Below are 20,330 nucleotides of genomic sequence, written 5' to 3'. Positions count from 1 at the left end.
GGGGTTCTTCACGCCCCCGGCGGCGGTGCCGGGGTCTCGTCCATCGGAAGAACCTTGGCAAATACCGGCTCCGGGAGACGCCGCCAAATCAGCCAACTGACCGCCGACACCAACCCCATGCCAGGCACGACCGTGGCAAGAGCCACTACCGGGTCACCGACCAGAACCGCCATGACCCCGCCCGCCAGACCGCCGCCGATCTGCAGGAAGCCAGCCAATGCGCTGGCTGCTCCCGCCATGTGAGGGAAACCTGCAAGTGACGCCGTCGACATTGCTGGCATAATGAATGCCGCGCCGAACACGTAAAACCCGACAGGTGCCATTACTGAAATGTAGGTTGGCTCCGCAAAAAGTAGCCCAACCGCAAGCATGATGCAGCCAATTGACACCGAGACGAGCCCCACAGGCACGAGCGAAGCGGCGCTGAACTTCTTCAGCGCGTAGCGCACAACGATCGTACCGGTGAAAAAACTCAGCGAATGCGCCAGCATGCCGATACCAAACTCGGTGGGCGAGAGGCCGACTCTATTCATCAGCACGAACGGCAAGATCGTCGTCATCGTAAAGAAGGCCCCCATGCTGCCTGCGAGCACCATGGACGATGACATGAAATACGCATGCCGCAGCAGGGAATTGTAGGAGCGGAACAACGATTTGGGACGGATGCGCGACAGATCCCGTGTCACGGTTTCTACCAGAAAAATCTTCACCGACACGGCGACGATAATTCCGAGGACCAGCATCACGAAAAACACCGCCTGCCAGCCGAACAACTCCAGGATGATGCCGCCAAAGGTCGGGGCCAGCGCCGGCGCAACACCCATGATCATGCCGATCGTGTTCATGATGCGCGCTGACGACTCGCCGGTGAACATGTCTCGAACGATCGCCCGCGATATCGCGATTCCGGCGGACGCGCCTATGCCCTGCAAGAACCTGGCTGCAATGAGCCATTCCATAGTCGGCGCGAACAAGGAGGCGCAGGAACCCAGTGCATAAATGATGACAAAGAACAGGATAACCGGCTTGCGCCCAAGCCCGTCCGAGACGGGACCACAGACAAGCTGCGTCATCGCAAAGCCGACAAAGTAGGAGATCAGCGTCATCTTGACGGCCGACTCCGACACCCCAAACACGGTTGCAAGTTCCGGCATCGCAGGGGTGAAAAGCACGAGGGATGAGGGCCCCAGCACGACGATCAACGCGCAAATGAGACTGACGCGCCGCTCGCTCATCAATGGTGCCGGCAGCTTGGGGGACTGGATATTCATGCGGAGTTCCCCTTCCGGCACTCCGGACGCATGTCCGTGAGGGTCCTCTGAAGGCGCTTCAAGCCCTGACGAAAGATCTGCAATTCTGGCGCCGGAAACTGCTCGGTAATGTCATTGCGCATTTCGCTTGTTATTCGCATGATCTCAGCCAGCACCGGTTCAGCATCTTCTGTCAGCTGCACGATCTTGGCGCGACGGTCATTCGGATCAGGTTCACGTCTGATCAGCGCACGTGCCTCGAGGCGATCAAGGTAAGATGAGAGCGTCATCGCTTCGACGCCCATCCGCTCGGCAATCAAGGACTGACGTGTTGCCCCCGCATGGGCTGCATGCAGCAGCGTACGCGCTTCGGCCGGCGTCAGGTCGATGCCGACAGCAACAATTCGGCGCTCAAGTTCAGCCCGCAGCAGGCGAGAAACGTCAGTTAAGAGGAACCCGAGCGCGTCGGGATCAGGCTTCGTCAACATCGTAAGCAGACCTTATTATATGGCTTACTTATGTCTGTGCCGCGCCAGCGTCAACTTCTGCGGTTAAGAAGCACTGAGACGACCAGCAATGCTGTCTCTTTCCCGGCTTCGCTTAAGCGTTTCGCGGAGATCGCGCCGAGCGAGTGCCGCTTCCCAGGAAAGGGCGTCCGCGACGATCTTGTCGAGATTGTCGTGTACCGGTTTCCAGCCGAGCTCCTCATGGGCTCGCGTCGGATCAGCAATCACAGACGGCATGTCACCCGACCGGGGCTCGCAAAGCTCGACCTTGAAGTCCATCCCCGAGATGCGCCGGACGGAGTCGATCAGCTCAAGGACAGAAAAGCCTCGGCCATATCCACAATTTACGGTCAGGCTAACCCCACCGCTCCGCAACCTCGCCAGAGCAAGGAGGTGAGCATCTACAAGGTCTGTAACATGCATGAAGTCGCGGATGCACGTGCCATCTCGGGTCGGATAGTCGGTACCGAAGACCGAGATGGAAGCCCGCTTTCCCAACGCAGCCTCGCACGCAACCTTTAGAAGATGCGTCGCGCCTTGCGTGGACTGACCGGTGCGGCCGAGCGGATCTGCTCCCGATACGTTGAAATATCTCAGGCAGGTGTAGGTAAAGCCATGAGCCGCCGCCGCGTCCCGCAGCATCATTTCGCTCATCAGTTTCGACATGCCGTAGGGGGTTTCAGGCCGCAACGGTGCGTCCTCACTGACAGGCTCACTGCCCGTCGCGCCGTAAACAGCAGCGGTAGAGGAAAAGATGAGATGCCGCACACCCTGGCGAACAGCCGCTTCGATCAGTGTCCGCGTGTTGGATGTGTTGTTGTGATAGTAGCCAAGGGGATCGCTGACGGATTCAGGCACGACGACTGAACCGGCGAAATGGAAAACGGCCTCGATCTCGTACTGCTCGATGACAGCTTCCACGAGATTTGGATCACCGACGTCGCCGACGATCAGCTTGGCCTGAGGAGCTACTGCCCACTCGAAACCCGTCGTTAGCCTATCAAGTACGACTACGCGCTCGCCAGCGTCGAGCAGCGCCCAGACCATGTGACTGCCGATATACCCCGCCCCGCCGGTAACGAGAACCGTCATTGTTGCCTGACCCTGGTCCGCCTCTTTTAATTGCCGACGACGCTACGGGCGAATGAGTTATCAAGCTCGAAAGCTGTGACGACTACCTTTGGAGACAGTAAACGGCTGGATTTTATCGCCATTAAAATGCGATCAATTCTGTTCAGGAAGAATGTCGCTGAGGAGCCTGCGAAATGACCACAAGCGCCCAGAGCGGCATCCATCATGTCACCCTGATCACCCGTAACGTTCAGGCAAATGTCGATTTTTACGCAGGGTTTCTCGGACTACGCCTTGTGAAGCAGACGGGCGGCTACGAAGACAGCCTTCAGTTGCATCTGTTTTATGGTGACAGGCTGGGATCGCCGGGCACGGTTGTCACCTTCTTCGTCTGGCAAGATGGAGCTCCCGGGCGTGTCGGGACCGGGCAGGTCTCAGAGATCGCTTTCGCTGTTCCGCAAGATTCAATCGGCGAGTGGATGACGCGGGCGCTGACTGCCGGCGTCCCTATGGAGCGCCCCTCCCGAGAATTTGGCGAGCCCGTTCTGCGCCTCAAGGACCCCGACGGATTTATCGTAAAACTCGTCGGCTCTGACCAGCCTGCGCCTGCACCTTGGGGAGACGAAACAACCGCGATCCGCAGGATCCGGGCGGTGACCCTCCTGACGGACAGCGGCGATGAAACGGCGGCCTTCATTTCGCGCTTCGGATATCGTCCGTTAGCAACCGATGGCTCCATCATGCGCCTCATGTCGGATACAGACGTCGTGGATGTGCGCGACGTGACTGGCTATGTGCCCGGCATTCCCGGAACCGGCACGGCTGATCACATCGCATTTCGCGCCGCCGACGAAGACGCCGTCCGGCAGGTTGAAGCATCGTTGGCCAGCCTCAATTCTTCACCAACGAACTTCCACGACCGCAAGTATTTTTCCTCACTTTATGTGCGGGAGCCAGGCGGGACGCTCATTGAACTCGCCACTGATGGTCCCGGATTCACCGTGGACGAAGACGCGGATCACCTCGGTGAAACCCTCCTCGTTCCCCCTTATGAAACCGGTAGAGCCGCCGACATAAAGGTCATGCTTCCTCAATTTGGCAGACCGGGCGAGCCCCGTCCGCCCCGGCGCGACCTGCCCTTCGTCCATCGTTTCTACACGCCCGATGAACCCAATGATGACACCATCATCGTCTTGCACGGATCTGGTGGCAATGAGGCGGATCTGATGCCCTTTGCGCATCGCGTGTCGCCGCACGCGTCGATCCTTGGTGTTCGTGGCCGCGCGACCGAAGAAGGTTCTGCCAGGTGGTTCAGGCGCTTTACGCTGAACAGCTTTGACCAGAACGACATCCATTCGGAGGCGGAGGCGTTCAACGCGTTCATCCAGGGCGCGGTTTCAGGCTACCGGCTCGACCCGGAGCGGATCACTTTTATAGGACTTTCGAACGGGGCAAATTTCGCCGCAGCGGTGATGGCGCTGTATCCAGACCTGATCCGTCGAGCCATCCTGCTTCGCGCAATCCCTGTTCTGGACAGCTTGCCAGATGTCGATCTTTCCGGCGCACAGGTCTTGCTGCTCGACGGGATCGATGACCCATTCGCCCGCAACGCGCCAGCCCTCGCCAACTGGCTGCGGGAACGTGGTGCCGCGCTCGAGCAGCATCAACTGGAGGGCGGCCACAGCCTCACGGAAGCTGATACCGCGGCGGCGAAAGCCTGGCACCAGCAGTACAGCCCCCCCTCCCCTTTTGCTGTTAGGTAGTCGTGGCACAATTTCAAGCTTGAAGTTGTGGATTATCCACTCGCCGTCATTTGGCCCGTTAGAGAACTGTTGTGTCCGTGCAATGGTATAGATCGGGCGATGCGCCTGAATGACACAAGGGTACAGCAAACCCGGGGGATACGGCATGCTGGAAAAGTTCTTTGACCTGAAGGCTCACGGCACGACCGTGCGCACCGAAATCGTCGCAGGTTTGACGACCTTCCTGACGATGGCCTACATCATCTTCGTTAACCCGCAGATCCTCGCGACCACGGGGATGGATCACGGTGCGGTTTTCGTCGCCACCTGCCTTGCCGCAGCGATTGGCAGCCTGATCATGGCGCTGATGGCCAACTGGCCGGTCGCGATGGCCCCCGGCATGGGCCTCAACGCCTTCTTCGCCTTCACTGTCGTCGGCGCTATGGGCTTTACCTGGCAGCAGGCACTCGGCGCCGTCTTCATCTCGGGCATCATCTTCCTGATCCTGACCGTCACCGGCGTCCGCCGCTGGCTGATCGAAGGCATCCCGACCTCGATGCGCAGCGCGATTGCTGCCGGTATCGGCCTTTTCCTCGGCATCATCGCGCTTCAGGGCTCGGGCATCGTCGTTGACAACCCGGCGACCCTCGTCGGCCTCGGCGATCTGACCCAGACACCGACCCTGCTTGCGATCCTCGGCTTCTTCATCATTGCCGGCCTTGATGCACTGAAGATTCGCGGCGCGATCCTGATCGGCATCCTGGCGATCACGGTCATCTCGATGATCCTCGGCGTCAACAGCTTTGGCGGCCTCGTGTCCGCACCGCCAAGCCTGATGCCGACCTTCATGCAGCTCGACATCATGGGCGCGATCGGCCTCGGCCTGCTGCAGGTCGTGCTGGTCTTCGTGCTCGTCGAAGTCTTCGACGCCACCGGAACGCTGATCGGCGTTGCCAAGCGCGCGGGTCTTCTGGCCGACGGACCGACCCACGAGAACAAGCGCCTCGGCAAGGCCCTGATGGCGGACAGCATCGCCATCACCGGCGGCTCAATGCTCGGAACCTCATCGACCACCGCCTATGTCGAGAGTGCATCGGGTGTTCAGGCAGGCGGCCGCACGGGCCTGACCGCGCTGGTCGTTGGCGCGCTCTTCCTCCTGGCGCTGTTCTTTGCGCCACTTGCCGGCTCGGTCCCTGCCTATGCAACCGCTCCTGCACTGCTCTACGTCGCGGTGCTGATGGCGCGCGAGCTGGTCGATATCGACTGGGCTGACGTCACCGAGACCGCCCCGGCGGTGCTGACGGCAATCATCATGCCGTTCACCTACTCCATCGCCAACGGCCTTGCGATCGGCTTCATCAGCTACGCGGTCCTCAAGACCGTCAGCGGCCGCGCCCGCGAAGTCCACGCGGCAACCTGGCTGGTAGCGGCCCTCTTCATCATCCGCTTCGCCTTCCTGAGCGAATAACAGCCAGACAGCCTCAACCTGAAAAAGCCCCCGACACCACGTGCCGGGGGCTTTTTGCTGCCCGGTACACGTCGCAACGAAGACCGCGCAGCGCCTCTTTTGCGCCTCCCCTGCGCACTCCGGCACGTCCGGACGCGAGGCGAAATCCGCCCTGCTTCGCCTCGAAAACCAATCCCGCCTCTATGTGCAGTTCTGGAATCGCCGACCGATCTGAGCGCCTCACGACTCTGTCGGACTGTAAAATTTGGTGATCGTTAACGCCTGAGCGCGAGCGCCGGGTCCAAAATTCCGGTCAAAAGCGGAAAATCCTGTACAGCATTCGCTGTAGTTTTACTTTCCTCCTTAAGCAAGCGCTCAAGTAGAGCCACCTGCTTTTCCAGGCTTCGCGTGAAGCGCAGCGACATTTTTTCCCTTCGCCGCCGACTACAGCATTTTCCATACATCTGAAATACCCGACACCATGGACTACCAAGCTTTTCTCAGCTTTTTTTTCCAAATTGCCTCCAGCAATTGCTGTAGTTCCAAATCACTATTTCCTAACGAAAAGTATAAATTTCGGCACTGGATGCGCTACAAAAAGAACTGTGTGTCGGGATTTTCTTTTCAGCCGATTGCCTCATGGTTACGAATTCTAGCGCACGCAACTACAACACTCATATATAGCCCGCCAATCTGGTAGTTTTCTTAGTGGACTCTAAGTAGATTCTGTGTTTCTTCTAACGCCGTCAGGTATAGGACGGGCTGGAGGAAGTAATGGCGAGGGGAAGGACAAGTGCCGATTTGCGCGACGTCGTCCGCACAGAAAATCGTGCCGAGGTGGGCCGCTGGCTTAGCCAACAGCGCGAAGCAGCTGGCCTCACTCAGCGGGAACTCGCAGAAAAGGTGGGCTCCCTCTACTTCACCTACATCTCCCAGATCGAGCATGGACAGGGCCGGATCATTCCGGAGCGATGGGAGCTCTGGGCGAATACTCTCAACATCCATCCGCGCGTCTTCGCGATGAAGATGCTCGAAGGATACTAGCCTGTCGCCTACAGGATGATCTTTGGCGATGACTGAACAAGCATCGCTTTACTGAAAACTTCCCAGCAACCTGCACTGAAATTGAGAAGTTTACATGGTTCGAAAGCAATTATGCAGATCGAACCCCGAAGAATTTCACTGACTTTGCATGCAGTTCAGTGAAACCGTGGTGGCCAGTGAATGGGTTTCACAACAGCCACTGCGCTTGACGTCAAGAGACCACGACTACGGAGAGAGACTTATGTCGATGCAATTTGATGCTGCTTACTACATGAACGCCCGCCCGGACGTTCTGACCGCATTTGTGAATTCGGGAGCTGAGGGCGGCACCGGCCTTACCTGGCCTGCCTATGCCGCACAGCACTGCGACAACCACGGCTGGAAAGAGGGCTACAACCCGAACGCCATCTTCAACACCAGCGAGTACCTTGCTGCCAATGAGGACGTCCTCAACGCTGGCGTGAACCCGTTCGTGCACTATCTCACCCACGGCGTTAACGAAGGCCGCGCTCCGAACGCTTCCTTCCCGAAGCTGGGTGACGGCTTCGACGCCGAGGCCTATCTCGCCGCCAACTCTGACCTTGGCGAAGCTGGTATCGAAACACCCGAAGCTGCCTATGCTCACTTCGTGATGCACGGCCAGTTCGAAAACCGTAAGGGTGCTCCTGTTGTCGACAACGGTGCAAACAAGGGTGAGACCTTCAATCTCACGACTGGCATCGACAATTGGACTGGTTCCGCACTCAATGATGTTGCCAACGCGATCCTTGAAAGCGGGAAATCAACGCTGAACTCGTTCGACGCAATTGACGGCGGCGGCGGCGAAAATACCCTCAACATCATCGCTAAGGAAAATGTGGAAGTTCCTCTCGGCGCGACCGTCAAGAACTTCCAGACGGTTAACGTTCTCAATGATTCCACTGCTAACACTGTCGACGTCAGCGGCTTCGAGGGTGCTAAGGCAATCTGGCAGTCCGGTAATGCTGGCAATATCAGCGGCCTTAAGAACGGTCAGACGGCTGGTTTCAAGGGTACATCCGGTGCGACTGTAGAAGCAGCAGCCGGCGCAACTGAAATCAACGTTGCACTGGATAAGGTTGTAGAAAGCTCACACTTCACGTTCACATCGGCCGGCACCAGCAAGGTTGCGACCGTGTCGGTTGAAGGCAGTGTTGCCAAGGGCACAGCAACAGGCACTGGCGCGCCAGCCGCTGGCTACAAGACCGGCCTGACGCTACACCTCGACGGCAGCGTAAAGACGCTCGACCTCGCACTTGAAGGCGAAAACGTTAACCTGTCGGTCTACGACACCAACAGCACCCCGGCAGGCGCGGGTGCGGTTCCCGACAAGCTCGTCACACTTAACGCGTCAGACTCGACTGCAGGCATCTGGCTGGATGCTTCCGGTACTGGCCCCGGCGACGCCAATGCACTTGCCGCATTGAAGACCGCATCGTTTGGCTCCGGCGCAGACTACATTCAGCTCAAGCAGACAAGCCTGAAAGAAAAGGCTGCTACGCTTGATCTGGGCGCCGGAAATGATACCGTAAAGCTTGGGCTGAACGTAGAAACTGCATTGGCTGATGCAACAACCGTTGCTATCACCGGTGGTGCAGGTGGCGACATCTTCGCGTTCACGGGCGGCAACGCGAGCATCGACGCGACTAGCGCAACCGATGCTGCAGCAGAGGCCCTCCTGCAAGCCAACCTTGTCTCCATCACCGACTTCGGTAATGGTGATGACGTTCTTAATCTGGCCGGCAGCATTGCTAAGGCATGGTTTACTCAGAACGCAGTCAACACCGTTGTTCAGAATTTTGTGAACAACAACGCAGACGCGACGCTGGTTCAGGTCTTGTCTGAGATTTCGAACCACGCTGACCTCGCAGGCGGCGACGCATTCAAGTTCGACTTCGGTGGTGATGCTTACGTGTTCATCGACACCGCCACCGTCGACACCGTTATCCAGTTGACCGGCATTAGCCAGACGGCTGTCACTGCCGACGCTGTCATCTTCGCCTAATCAATCCTCGGATTGTACATTTACGGGGGCCTTCGGGTCCCCCGTTTCTTTCTGATCGAACTTGCCTCTTGAGGCATCAACAACCGGGGTTTTCATGAGCGGCACATTCGAGCTGATCCACCACGACGCGCATGGCGAGAAGGCGTGGAAGCGCTTTACCGGTTACCAGTTCGCCCGGGGAATACCGGTCGCGCAGCTTGCTGCACCGGAAATTTCCAAAGCTGCTCTTTCGATGCCGTTGGCGTTCATGCAGGTGGGTGAGGCTGTATCCCTTGTCGCCGTGTGCGGCCTTCTCCCAGAGCAAAACCTCTTCATCGCCCCCGACGGGCGCTGGCTTGGTGCCTATGTACCAGCCGTGTTCCGTGGCTATCCGTTCAAGCTCGCCCGGTCAGGTGACAACAATTTCGCCCTCTGCATCGACACAACAAGCGGTCTTCTGGTGGAGCGCGACCAAGGCGAAGCTCTGTTCAACGACGACGCAACCCCCACCGAAACCGTCCAGCAGGTGATGCAGCTCCTCGTCCAGACGACCAAGGGCCAGGAAGCGCTCTCCCAAGCTGCAACAGCGCTATCTCAAGCCGGTGTTCTCGAGCCTTGGCCGATCAAGATCAAGGATGGCGATAAGGAACGGGATGTGACCGGCTTGCTGCGGGTTAACGAGCAGTCATTGAACGGCTTGGACGATCAAGCGTTCTTGGCCTTGCGCAAGGTTGGTGGTCTCCAGGTAGCGTATGCCCAGCTTCTCTCCTCCGCCAATATCGGCGTTCTGGCCCAGCTGGAGCAGGTCCATGGAGAGATCCAGAAACGGCAGGATGCCGCCAATGCGGAACACCAGCGCCTGTTCCAGCCCAATGGCGGCGATAACGGAACCATCGACTGGAGCCGCATTTTCAACAACTGAGGCATCGCTCCCTGATTGTCATATCTGCGGCCGTCCGCTTCATAAAAAGCGTCATTTCCAGAACGCGAACCACAAGCGCGCCACAGCTGCGCGATTCCACAGCTACCAGTGCTGCGCCCTATCTGCGCCCCAAGCCGTGCGCCCGATCCTTCACAAACACCGCCAACGACACTCGCCTTCGAGCAAGTCGTTGATTTTTATACTGTTTTTTGCTGGAAATTTGAAGCGGGTAGCGGGAATCGAACCCGCGTATTCAGCTTGGAAGGCAGCTAGAAGCCGAATGATTTCAAACAGGCGTGTCACTCACGCAACTGAAACGGGCGCTGGCAGCGCCCGTTTTGTTCCTGCAGTTTCATGTCCCCCCGGCGGGGATCTAACCACTCACCAGCCCCCCCCCAACGCAGCGACACAATAGAATTGATGGGCCCGGAGGGAGCGCCTGAAACATTGTTTTTATTGCCTTTTTCGGGAGGTTACCCAACGTCGATTCCCAATTTGTTCCATAGAGGTTGGGCACCCCATGCTGAGGCATCCCTGCTGCGCGTGACCGATACCGGACGAAGTCGTGGGTCGAAGGTGCGAACTGACCCTCCAGACGGCACCGATCAAGCAGATACCTCCCGCACCCGTAGGCTAGGTCTTCGGCTCCTGGAGCCTCCCCTCTCCCAGTCATCGTATCGACGCTCAACCCCACCCGGGACGCGTTTAGCGCAGTCGGAAGAATAGCGCCCTGCTCGTCATCAACAATCTCGACGCCTGCTAATCCGAAGACGAAAAACGCTGCGCCCTGATAAGAGCAAAAAGTATTACAACGCGACACACAGACACCGTTGCAGAATGAACTTATATTTTTTACTGTAAGCTTCTTGGAGAGAATCTTAAGTTGCCGAAGGGATAAATAATGGGCTCAGAGAAAGATAGAGAAGAAGAGAGCCTGTCGATGATACTGACGGCAGAAATTGTCTCCGCTTATGTATCGGCCAACACAATACCGCATGATTCTATCGGAAAATTTATTCTGAATGTCCGTTCGGCGCTGACTCAAAGCAATAACAGCGTGCAGGAAATTGATTGTGCACTGCAGGAGCCAGCGGTCAGCCCGAAGAAGTCCGTACATCAAGACTTTCTGATCTGCCTTGAAGATGGCAAGAAATTCAAATCCTTGAAGCGTCACCTCATGACACATCACGGGATGACGCCCGAAGAGTACCGCACAAAGTGGAATTTGCCGATCGATTACCCGATGGTTGCGCCGACCTATTCAGAAAGGCGCACACAATTGGCGCTTGAACATGGTCTTGGCCATACGCCAAAATCCAGATCGAAAGACTCTCCCAAAAAACGTAAAGCCTGAAGAAGCACAGTCCCGAGTTAGTTGGTGGCCGTTGAGGACTTGGTAACGCCAAAAGTTACCTCGTCCGACCGTCGATTGACGACTTCGATTCAGTCCCTCATGATCTTCCTGGTCACGGCGAGGCCGATGAAATGATCGTCACGGAACTGGATACAGCGCAGGTCCAAGCGCTTCTTGCGAACAACAGGCTGGGGCGCCTGGCTTGCACCCAGGATGACCAGCCCTACGTCGTGCCAATCACCTTCTCCTACTCTGGCGTCTATTTATACAGCCTCTCGATGCTGGGCCAGAAGATCGACTGGATGCGCTCCAACCCCAAGGTCTGCGTTCAGGTTGACGAATTCACCCATGGACGGGAGTGGAAGAGCGTGGTGGTCTATGGGACCTATGAGGAGCTGCCTGAAAAGATTGGCTTCAAACACGAGCGGGAGCGGGCCTGGTCGCTTCTCAGTCAACACCCGAACTGGTGGGAGCCTGGCAGTCTCAAGCCGATCGTGCCGCCGCCTGCCGAGATTTCCTCGCACCTATTCTACCGCATCATCATCAAGACCATGACCGGCCGACAGGCGATCGACGTATAAGTAGCAGCTCTGGAGCCAGATCCTGAGGTGCCCGCAAGGCGGCTGGCCCAATCTCTTACCAGCCCATTTAAGCATGTACAGCACCAGAAATGGAGCAAGCACATGGGAAACGAGCGACGACCAATTGTAGAAATCGGCCTGCACGGATGGGACATCCTTGTCATTGACGGACGCTTCGGCCTTTTCCACGGGGATAAACTGAAGCACGGCCCGTTCCGCACCCTGGAAGAAGCTCGAAATGCAGCAGCCGCGAATACGCGGTGTATGGATCGGTGAAACTCACATTGTGTTAATCGAGCACAGCGGGAATGGAACGCTCCCTTCACGGCGGTTCGTGATCGGCAGCTAATCGGCAGAGGGGTGACCTCCACGAAGGTATCCGCCCTGGTTGTGAGGGAGCCATAGACAACAATATCGAACACCAAGCAGCGAGCCTTAGGTCAGACCGTACGCCCTTGAAAAACTATTTAACAATATGTTATCAACAACCGTTCATTCAATTAACCTCTCCAGGGCCTGAGTGAACCGAAGGGTCCGAAGCCGAGGGGGGCATCGGGCCCTTCCTTCTATCAACGGCTGCTTTTGCAGGACTTCGGCAAGACGCGGCATCCCTTCAATATTCCGTACCCCCGCGAAGCCGCATCGTCCAAAGAGCTCTTGGCCACCTCATCCGTCTGAAGCTGGACGCACGAGATTTGTTGAGCCATGGCGGCTTGTGCAACTGATAGGACATCCGTATCGTTGGGACTTCCGGCTGAAGGAGAGAGCCATGACACGCAGAGTCATGTCACCTGCCTTGCGGGCGGCCATCCACGATGCGCTCAAGCGCAACCACGCCGCCGCGATACCGGTCTCAGTGATTGTTGACAAAGTGAGGAAAAGCCACCCCTCACCTGAGACCTCAGATCGACATCTGGTTGAAGCAATCGTTGCCGGCGCTACGCGCATGGGATTGGCGGTCGAATTTGACAAGAATGCTGACGATCTCTGAGCGGTAAATTCCGCTCTCGCATCACAGGGCGCTTCAACGCCCCCCACAATATGACGATTTGGTTCTTCAGCGGGTTGGTTGCGACAATTATAGATCGTGGAAGGTGGAACAATTCTTGGGGTCGGCGCTTAGGTTGATGACGCACCGGCGTCCATCCAGTCCACCCGGGCGTCTCTTTTCAACGGCAGCCTGAAAGCCCCGTCGCCTCCCCAAGCTCGGCGGGGCTTTCTGCCCTCTCCACGCGCCAGCGGAACCTTTTCCTTCGCCCCTGCAGGAGGCAGCTGGTTTGGTCCTTTGATCCGGACGCGATTTACTCAAACAATTGGTCGCAACGCACGAAAAAAGGCCGGGAGGACCCCGACCTTCTTTTACACGCTTGATAGCAGCTCAGCACGCCCAGATTTAGGATCGCAGCGTTGTATTACCGGACCACATAAACGATCCTACGCGATGCAGAATCGACCAGGACTGGCTGACCGTTCACATAAACATACCGGTACTCATAATCCGGGATTTCCTGCAACGTCACCGTCTCAGGAAGACCAGCACCTACAACCACCTCACCTTCGAGATACACGGGATCAATTTGGTTGCTGGTCACATACTCGCGAACACGCTCGGGCGGGTCTACCAGATTCCCGGTCGTTCCCCCTGCCACCGCGCCGGTGGCACCGCCAATTGCAGCTCCTACGGGACCGCCAATCAGTGCGCCTGTTACTGCACCGGCCACTCCACCAACCACGGCACCGGTTTCGCCACCGCTGGGCGCCTCTGGAGCAGGAACGACAGCAATCTGAGCTTCGGCAGGCCGTTCGCTAAGGATCACTACGTCGCCGCCGAAATCGCCCGACAAATATTCAGAATAGGCCCAACCGTCGCCTGCTTGAGTGGCAACCGAGCACCATTTGCTTCCTTCAATACAGCCGTGGAGCTGCGCAGATTCCCCCGACGGGATGACCCCCGTTACTGGATATTGGGGACCTGGGCCGGTTCGAACGTTCAAGTCCGTTGTAGCGGTGACCGTGGTTTGCGCAAAGGCGGGCATGGTGAGGCCAAGCACAAATACAGTGACTGAGATAATCTTCTTCATGATCAAGGTCTCCGTTGCAGTTGCGGAACCTCAATCCAATGAGATTGTTCCCGACTCACGCTGAGATGGGGCAGCCTATATCTGTGCCGAAGAACGTGGGCGAGATCGAGCTCCTTATAGTGCGGCAGGAATTGCAGCATGCGGTGACGCCGTGCCGCAGATCGATAGTGCCCCGAATGGCTCCGGAACATGCGGTCCATGCCGCGCCGACCGGGCGCTCCTGCAGAGAGTGCTAGACATGCCGAAATCTTCTCGGCAGAAGATGAATGGCTGTATCCGTCATATTCCTCCTCCGCGATACGATTATCTAAGATTCGAAAGCAACAACTCTGCTTGCCTTCCCGAAATAGTCGAAGCAAGCTGTACAGATCAGCACAGGGAGGAGACGGGGTTGACGGTATCTGCGACAAGCGTGGGTTTTCGGCAGGCATTTTTTGCTTACCCAGCCTCGCATCGGGAGCTTCTTAACTCGATCGACGCTGCCTGCGCACAAGCAAACGCTACAGGCCGTGCATTGAGGGTCAAACCTTGGCCCCAGATGGATATCTTAGGACAAAATATCGCGGACGAAGTACGGCAGAACATCGATCCGGTCGACGTTCTAGTATGTGATGTAACTAAACCTAACCAAAACGTTTATTACGAGATCGGCTACGCAATTGGGCGGGGCAAATCCATTGCACCCGTAGTGAACGTTTCATTTGTCGATGCTGAGCGGATTCTTCGTGAAGATGGTCTATTCGATATCATCGGGTATGGTAGGTACGAGAACGCCGAGCAGCTTGCTGATATTCTTGGAAATCTTCCCAACTCCGCTTTGTCGCAGCTTTATGCGAAACCGTTGAATACCACCCAGCCCGTCTTCATACTCGATACGTACAGGAAGACTGACTTCAGGAACGCAATTGTCTCTGCTGTAAAAGAAGGGAAAGCGCACTACCGAAGCTTCGATCCTGTCGAATCTCCGCGGTTCAGCATGGTGCAGATCATTTCAGAAGTCACTGCATCGTCTGGAACTGTGATCCCGATCTTGGCTGAGCATATAGATGGTGCGCGCCTTCACAACCTGCGCGCTTCCTTCCTAGCGGGCTTGAGCCACGGCCTGTCGCGGCAAACCCTCCTGATTAGACAAGGGCCAGCTGCCGACCCCTTAGACTATCGAGATCTCGTCGTCACGGCGTCAAGCGAGATGGAAATATCCGAAAAGGTAAAGCAGTTTGCCCACGAGGCGCTGATTGCAATTCAAGGCACGCGGCCCGCACGCAAGCGAAGCGCCACTCGGCTACAACAGCTCACCTTAGGAGCTTCCGCGGCCGAAAATGAGTTCCGCACACTGGATGACTACTTCGTCGAAACTTCCGAATACGTTCGTACGTTACGAGGCGAAGTAGGAGTGGTCGCGGGTCGGAAGGGCTCGGGCAAGACTGCTATCTTTTTCATGGTTCGTAACAACACGCGGGTGAAGAAGAACACCTACGTCACAGACCTGAAACCTGAGTCGCATCAGCTCAGCCTCTTCAGACAAGAGCTACTAAAGCTGGTAGATCTCGGAGTTTTCGACCATACGCTGGCGGCATTCTGGTACTTCCTCATTTTATCGGAGTCATTGAATACCGTACGCCGCGAATATGCGTATCTCGCTAAACGAGATCAGCGTGCCCTAGAAGCGTTAAATGAAATCGAAAAGGTGTTGTCGGAATTTGAGGTTTTGGAGAGCGGCGACTTTACCTCCCGCATTAACCGCCTGAGTCGCTCGGTGATCGATGAGATGCAAAGCGAGCGACGTAAGGGCCGCGCTCTATCACCCGAGCGCATAACCAACATCGTATTTAGGGGTGGGATCATGAAGCTCAAAGAGCTTCTGATCAAACACTCCGACCCGAAAACTGAACACGTGATCTTGTTTGACAATCTGGACAAAGGCTGGCCAACGAATGGCGTTGAGCAGTTCGATGTTCGCCTAGTCCGTTTGCTTATTGAAGCTTTAGATAAAATACGACGTGATTTCGACGCTGCTGACCGAAAGTTCTCGAGCGTCGTGTTCCTCCGAAATGATATTTACGAACGGCTTGTGGATGACACTCCGGATCGGGGCAAAGCGGGACAGATACGGATTGATTGGAACGATCGAGCGAAACTGCGTCAAGTGATCTACAGGAGGCTACAATCTTCGTTGAACCGTCGCGACGCATCATTCGAAGCGATATGGACTGACATATTCACGAGCCATGTTGGAGGAAGACCGTCCTTCGAATATTGCATCGACCATTGCCTCATGAGGCCCCGCTTTCTACTGACGATTATTGAGAATTCAATCGCTAACGCGATCAACCGAGGCCATGAAACCGTCCGTGAAGAAGATTTAGTCGACGCAGTCACGCAACATTCCAATTACTTGGTCAGCGACTTCGGCTACGAAATTCGAGATACCTCAGGACATTCAGCGGATCTTCTGTTTGCATTTATAGGATTGGAGCAGCAGGTCCTGGCCCCGGACGTGCTCGATCGCTTAGAAAAGTTTGGTCTGCTAAGCCCCCAAGCAGAAGAGGCCTTCGAACTGCTACTATGGTACGGATTGATCGGGATTCTGAATGCCAAAGGCGAACCGAAGTACATTTACGATTACGACTACATGTTCAAACGGCTGCAAGCGGAAATGCGTCTACTTGGGGATGAAGCCATTTACGTCATAAACCCGGCACTGCATGTGGCGCTGCATCAATGAAAAAGGCCCCAACGGGCCTTTTGGTACCGAGCTTACATGATAGCCTCCTGGGCAGCGACCAGTTTACTTCACTGAGCGTAGCCAAACTTACCATCGATCGGGTTCGATGAAAAGCCCAGCTTCGGCATAAAACTACGTCGTGCTAATTGGTCGATGATTGGCGGATGTATGGCGTTCTTTCTCTTGCCGAATTGCAGCGCCTCTTTCACCCAACTTTAGCTATCAGCAAGAGCAACGCGATCGCGCCCAGCGTTTTTGGCATTATAAAGAGCCAGATCCGCTCGCTCTGCCAAGGGGCCCAACCTCTCGGTCGGCTGCAATACGGCAACTCCGATGCTTACGGTTATGCGCGCACCCGAAAGCCGCCCAGGAAGAGGCATTTCATCCAGCGCCTCTCGTAGCCTGTCGGCCATGAGTTTTGCAGCTCGCACATCTGCGTCGCGCATGAGAACCGCGAACTCTTCACCTCCAATCCTGCCAACAAGATCCCCTTCCCTTGAGTTCTTGCTTAAGAGCGCACCAAAACTTCGAAGCACCTGATCCCCGGCGCTGTGGCCATATGTGTCGTTGATCTTCTTGAAATGATCGAGGTCGCACAGGAGTAACGCCACGCGGTAGTGCTGGCTGAGAATACGTTCAGCGCGCTCTTCAAACCCACGCCGGTTGAACACTCCGGTCAGTTGATCAATGTCTCTCTCATAACGCAGATCATCCATCACATCAGTCACGGCCGCAGCAAGGATCGTGATTGCGAGCCCCGCACCAAGCACAGCAATCGAAAGATGAAGCGCCTGCCAGAAGAAAGTCTCCCCAAAAGGAGCTTCCCCAGCCGGCGCAGCTAGCCCGAATGTCAGTATCGTGCGGGGAAAGAACTGAACGCTGAAAATGAGCAACACCCAGAACAGCACTCGATCCACAACTCGTCCGCTCGCAAGCTTTGTCAGTCGAAGTGTTGTGACAAGCAAGATCGCGCCGAAGCCGAAATTTTGAATGTACACTCTGGCGACCAGATTGCGGTCAACATAGAAAAAGTACCAGATCAGGCAGCTGAAGCTGATGATAAGGACGAGATCAATCGTCAATCCGAAGCGTTTGCCGGAGCGGTGCAGAAGACCCTCCGCGACCATCAGAACCGCGGACGTGTAGAGCAAGTTGGATGAAATAGCGTTGAGCCCAAGGTCGGGCGGCATGTAGAACAACTGGCTTAACGCACCGGCGCAAAAAAGCAGGCACGCTCCACTCAACATCAGCAGATAATGGCGTTTCCTTTCGATCACCCATGCCCAGAGGAAGGCACCTGCAAAAACAGCTATTGTGCCTGGAGCAATGAGCAACAGAGAAACGCGACCCAGGTCCTGCATTTGAACTCGTTTCTCCCGAACCGTTGGGTTGAGCACTCAGGTTTCAGGGGTGCTTCTCAAGATTGACTTGCCATGACGTTAAGGCGCCAGATTTTGAATGGATTCCGCCACTTCTGTTATGGTGGCGCGGATGCTTTGGGCTCCGCGCGTCTGGAAGGTCGCAAGTTCATCGCAATTTCCGTTGCCAGATGAACACCTGGTACTTCTGCGAGTCGAGCTAGAGACGAGCCTGTTACTTTGAGGTTAAACTCTACGGCTGCTCGCCCTCCGAGGATTGCTGTATCGGCGCTACCTGACGGTTACGCCGCATCCGGACGGGTATTGAGGGCCCCTTCAAGGTTCATCCGAAATGATAAGGCGCTCATTCTTGACGGAAGGACCACCTGCAGTCAGACTTCTCATGTGGTGCAATATGCCCCCGCACCACGGGGAAGACCAGCCCCGCTCTGCTCAGATCCGCAGGGCGGGGTTTTAGCAAACGCTGCGACATCTCGATTTGCTTTGTCACGCTCTGTCACGAGCAGGAGATTGATCACGATGCACACAAACTGGCTGCAGCGGATCCGCCAAAATGAGGCGATGGCGAAACGTTTGGAGCGAGAAATCCCCACTGTTCTTGGGGATCCGGCGATCACGTTCGATCATGCGAAGCGTATGATTGAAGCCATCGATCAGCATTCGGCAGAGGTGGAGCGCTTGATGGACGCGCTGGAAACCGCGGGTGTTACCGATGACGTGATCGACGCTGCGGAGCGAATGGAGGAAAGATGGAATGCACTGAGAGGCTCCATCCAGGAACGTCTCATTGACATTCAAAGGCGTCGCGACGCTCACGACGACAAGATCCACTAGAGCCCGTTCGCATCAGTAAGAACCCACTGCTTCTGCACGAGCCAGAGCTGACCTGGCTGCTTTAACGATTTAGCAACCACGCAAGAGCACGATCAGCATGTGCGTCACCTCAGCGCGTTGTAGAAGCCCCGCCACCCTCCGCAAAGGCGCGGGGTTTCTTTTGTGGACGTGGCTTGCCGAGGGGGTAGATAAGTCGCAATGATTGCTGGCTGAAAATCTAGCTGGGGGCCAGCTATGACACCAGAGCGCTTATTGAAGTGCATGAAGGCCTTGCGTTGGTCCAATGGCCAACTGGCAGAGGCCTTTGAATGCGATGAAAGCTTGATCGAGGCATGGGCGCTTGGTCTTGATGAGATACCACCTGACGCAGCCGCCTGGATCCATGCCCTGGCCACCGTTCATATAGCGTTAGAGGCAGACAAGCCAACATCATTGCGGGGTAGACGAGCATCGAGGCTCACGCTCAACTAGGGAGGTGAGGCGTGAGTGCCCACGTGGAATGGGGTTGGAATGGAATATCCGACGAAGATCATCGTTGCAGCTATGTTGGTCATGGTCGTCGTTGCTGTCCTGATCCGGATCATGGCCGGATAGGCGATGGAGACCACCATCAGTCCTAACAGCTGACGAGCGAGACGTAATGCCCCCGGCACTTTGGTGGGTTTTCTTTTGCCAGCCTCACTCAAGCTTGATTATCCATACTGGGAACTGGCGCACCTAAGTCCCAAACCCCTGCGGTCAGAGGGCCTCACGTCTGTCTGCCCACGGACGTGGGGCTTTTTCGCCTAGTGTCCCCGCGGAACTTCAGACTGCCCCTCCTGTTCGGGGCGCATGGCACGACACCACGATAACGATAACGAATTGATCTCGGCTTATCTGCTGGTATTGGCAAGGCTTGCCGATGCGATGCTGGCCCTGCGTGATGTCGAAGAAGTGACTGACTTCAAGGCCCAGGGGGCCCGTTTTTCTAAATGAGCCTCAAGAAATATGATTTTCTTGGTTGATTGCTCACGGCGGCGGCCTTCCCGTCAGCCACGTGTAGCCTCCCACGATCCAGCCCGCCAACGTCACAACCCCGATCCCAAACCGGATCAGCCACCGTCCGACTGTCCCCGCCCCTTCTGCCTTGGTGCGCAGCGTCTTGATCTCGACGGTCACCTGCTCATGCGCATCGACCTTGTGCTTCAGCGAGGAGAGATCCGCCTCGAGGTGCGTCTGCCGCAGGACGATGTTGGCCAGTTCCTCGCGCACACCTTGTCGATGATTGGCAGACGTCTGCCGGTCTTCCTGAACGTCACGGCGAAGCCCGCGCACTTCTGCCGTCAGTTCACCGATCGCCCGGTTGAGTTCGTTCATTGGCGCCAATGCCCCAGCCCCTGTTAAACGCTACCA

At 56.4% G+C, this 20,330-nt stretch carries 18 protein-coding genes; 11 read left to right on the top strand and 7 right to left on the bottom strand.

Going from position 1 to position 20,330, the window contains the following annotated elements:
- Positions 1 to 8: 8 nt before the first annotated feature.
- The 3 genes from IOD40_RS05885 to galE all read right to left on the bottom strand — a co-directional run bounded on the left by IOD40_RS05885 (position 9) and on the right by galE (position 2,848).
- Positions 9 to 1,271, bottom strand: a complete 1,263-nt coding sequence (locus IOD40_RS05885) for a multidrug effflux MFS transporter (protein WP_198475251.1) — start codon at positions 1,269 to 1,271, stop codon at positions 9 to 11.
- Positions 1,268 to 1,738: a MarR family winged helix-turn-helix transcriptional regulator gene (locus IOD40_RS05880; protein WP_198475249.1), complete on the bottom strand. Its 471-nt coding sequence runs from the start codon at positions 1,736 to 1,738 to the stop codon at positions 1,268 to 1,270. Before IOD40_RS05880 ends, IOD40_RS05885 begins: the two co-directional genes overlap by 4 nt.
- Before the next feature lie 63 nt (positions 1,739 to 1,801).
- On the bottom strand, positions 1,802 to 2,848 hold the full coding sequence (gene galE, locus IOD40_RS05875) for a UDP-glucose 4-epimerase GalE (RefSeq protein WP_198475247.1): 1,047 nt from the start codon (positions 2,846 to 2,848) through the stop codon (positions 1,802 to 1,804).
- Positions 2,849 to 3,021: 173 nt separating this feature from the next.
- Here galE and IOD40_RS05870 point away from each other — a divergent pair, with 173 nt between their 5' ends.
- Together IOD40_RS05870 and IOD40_RS05865 are read left to right on the top strand one after the other, a co-directional pair.
- Entirely contained in the window at positions 3,022 to 4,590 is a 1,569-nt protein-coding gene (locus IOD40_RS05870; RefSeq protein ID WP_198475245.1) for a VOC family protein, read from the top strand.
- 145 nt (positions 4,591 to 4,735) lie between these two features.
- Positions 4,736 to 6,037, top strand: coding sequence for an NCS2 family permease (locus IOD40_RS05865; protein WP_198475243.1), 1,302 nt, complete (start codon positions 4,736 to 4,738; stop codon positions 6,035 to 6,037).
- A gap of 254 nt (positions 6,038 to 6,291) precedes the next feature.
- On the opposite strand, the gene IOD40_RS19845 is transcribed toward IOD40_RS05865, so the two are convergent.
- Positions 6,292 to 6,441, bottom strand: coding sequence for a hypothetical protein (locus IOD40_RS19845; protein ID WP_210336801.1), 150 nt, complete (start codon positions 6,439 to 6,441; stop codon positions 6,292 to 6,294).
- Positions 6,442 to 6,790: 349 nt separating this feature from the next.
- Between IOD40_RS19845 and IOD40_RS05860 the strand changes: the two genes are divergently transcribed.
- The 6 genes from IOD40_RS05860 to IOD40_RS05835 all read left to right on the top strand — a co-directional run bounded on the left by IOD40_RS05860 (position 6,791) and on the right by IOD40_RS05835 (position 12,910).
- Positions 6,791 to 7,060 (top strand): helix-turn-helix domain-containing protein, encoded by a 270-nt coding sequence (locus IOD40_RS05860; RefSeq protein WP_198475241.1) that lies wholly within the window; start codon positions 6,791 to 6,793, stop codon positions 7,058 to 7,060.
- Between the two features lie 241 nt (positions 7,061 to 7,301).
- Positions 7,302 to 9,083 (top strand): autotransporter outer membrane beta-barrel domain-containing protein, encoded by a 1,782-nt coding sequence (locus tag IOD40_RS05855; RefSeq protein WP_198475240.1) that lies wholly within the window; start codon positions 7,302 to 7,304, stop codon positions 9,081 to 9,083.
- A 94-nt stretch (positions 9,084 to 9,177) separates the two neighbouring features.
- Positions 9,178 to 9,984: a SapC family protein gene (locus IOD40_RS05850; protein ID WP_198475237.1), complete on the top strand. Its 807-nt coding sequence runs from the start codon at positions 9,178 to 9,180 to the stop codon at positions 9,982 to 9,984.
- Between the two features lie 901 nt (positions 9,985 to 10,885).
- Positions 10,886 to 11,338, top strand: coding sequence for a MucR family transcriptional regulator (locus IOD40_RS05845; protein ID WP_198475235.1), 453 nt, complete (start codon positions 10,886 to 10,888; stop codon positions 11,336 to 11,338).
- Between the two features lie 131 nt (positions 11,339 to 11,469).
- Positions 11,470 to 11,919: a pyridoxamine 5'-phosphate oxidase family protein gene (locus IOD40_RS05840; protein WP_198475233.1), complete on the top strand. Its 450-nt coding sequence runs from the start codon at positions 11,470 to 11,472 to the stop codon at positions 11,917 to 11,919.
- Between the two features lie 769 nt (positions 11,920 to 12,688).
- Positions 12,689 to 12,910: a hypothetical protein gene (locus IOD40_RS05835; RefSeq protein WP_198475231.1), complete on the top strand. Its 222-nt coding sequence runs from the start codon at positions 12,689 to 12,691 to the stop codon at positions 12,908 to 12,910.
- Positions 12,911 to 13,331: 421 nt separating this feature from the next.
- On the opposite strand, the gene IOD40_RS05830 is transcribed toward IOD40_RS05835, so the two are convergent.
- The gene (locus IOD40_RS05830) at positions 13,332 to 14,000 is read right to left on the bottom strand and encodes a DUF1236 domain-containing protein (protein ID WP_198475228.1); all 669 of its coding nucleotides are present in this window, start codon (positions 13,998 to 14,000) and stop codon (positions 13,332 to 13,334) included.
- Positions 14,001 to 14,391: 391 nt separating this feature from the next.
- Between IOD40_RS05830 and IOD40_RS05825 the strand changes: the two genes are divergently transcribed.
- The gene (locus IOD40_RS05825; protein WP_198475226.1) at positions 14,392 to 16,725 is read left to right on the top strand and encodes a P-loop ATPase, Sll1717 family; all 2,334 of its coding nucleotides are present in this window, start codon (positions 14,392 to 14,394) and stop codon (positions 16,723 to 16,725) included.
- 215 nt (positions 16,726 to 16,940) lie between these two features.
- Here the strand turns inward: IOD40_RS05825 and IOD40_RS05820 are convergent, their stop codons facing one another.
- Positions 16,941 to 18,086, bottom strand: coding sequence for a GGDEF domain-containing protein (locus tag IOD40_RS05820; protein WP_198475224.1), 1,146 nt, complete (start codon positions 18,084 to 18,086; stop codon positions 16,941 to 16,943).
- Positions 18,087 to 18,665: 579 nt separating this feature from the next.
- Between IOD40_RS05820 and IOD40_RS05815 the strand changes: the two genes are divergently transcribed.
- Both IOD40_RS05815 and IOD40_RS05810 read left to right on the top strand, forming a co-directional pair.
- The gene (locus IOD40_RS05815; RefSeq protein WP_210336800.1) at positions 18,666 to 18,938 is read left to right on the top strand and encodes a hypothetical protein; all 273 of its coding nucleotides are present in this window, start codon (positions 18,666 to 18,668) and stop codon (positions 18,936 to 18,938) included.
- An 831-nt stretch (positions 18,939 to 19,769) separates the two neighbouring features.
- On the top strand, positions 19,770 to 19,913 hold the full coding sequence (locus IOD40_RS05810; protein ID WP_198475220.1) for a hypothetical protein: 144 nt from the start codon (positions 19,770 to 19,772) through the stop codon (positions 19,911 to 19,913).
- Positions 19,914 to 19,946: 33 nt separating this feature from the next.
- Here the strand turns inward: IOD40_RS05810 and IOD40_RS05805 are convergent, their stop codons facing one another.
- Positions 19,947 to 20,294, bottom strand: coding sequence for a DUF1515 family protein (locus IOD40_RS05805; protein ID WP_198475218.1), 348 nt, complete (start codon positions 20,292 to 20,294; stop codon positions 19,947 to 19,949).
- Between the last annotated feature and the right edge of the window lie 36 nt (positions 20,295 to 20,330).

Source organism: Aquamicrobium zhengzhouense, assembly GCF_016124105.1.
Taxonomy (GTDB): Bacteria; Pseudomonadota; Alphaproteobacteria; order Rhizobiales; family Rhizobiaceae; genus Aerobium; species Aerobium zhengzhouense.
The sequence above is the reverse complement of the archived record's forward strand: the minus strand, read 5'-3'. Positions and strand labels throughout refer to the sequence as shown.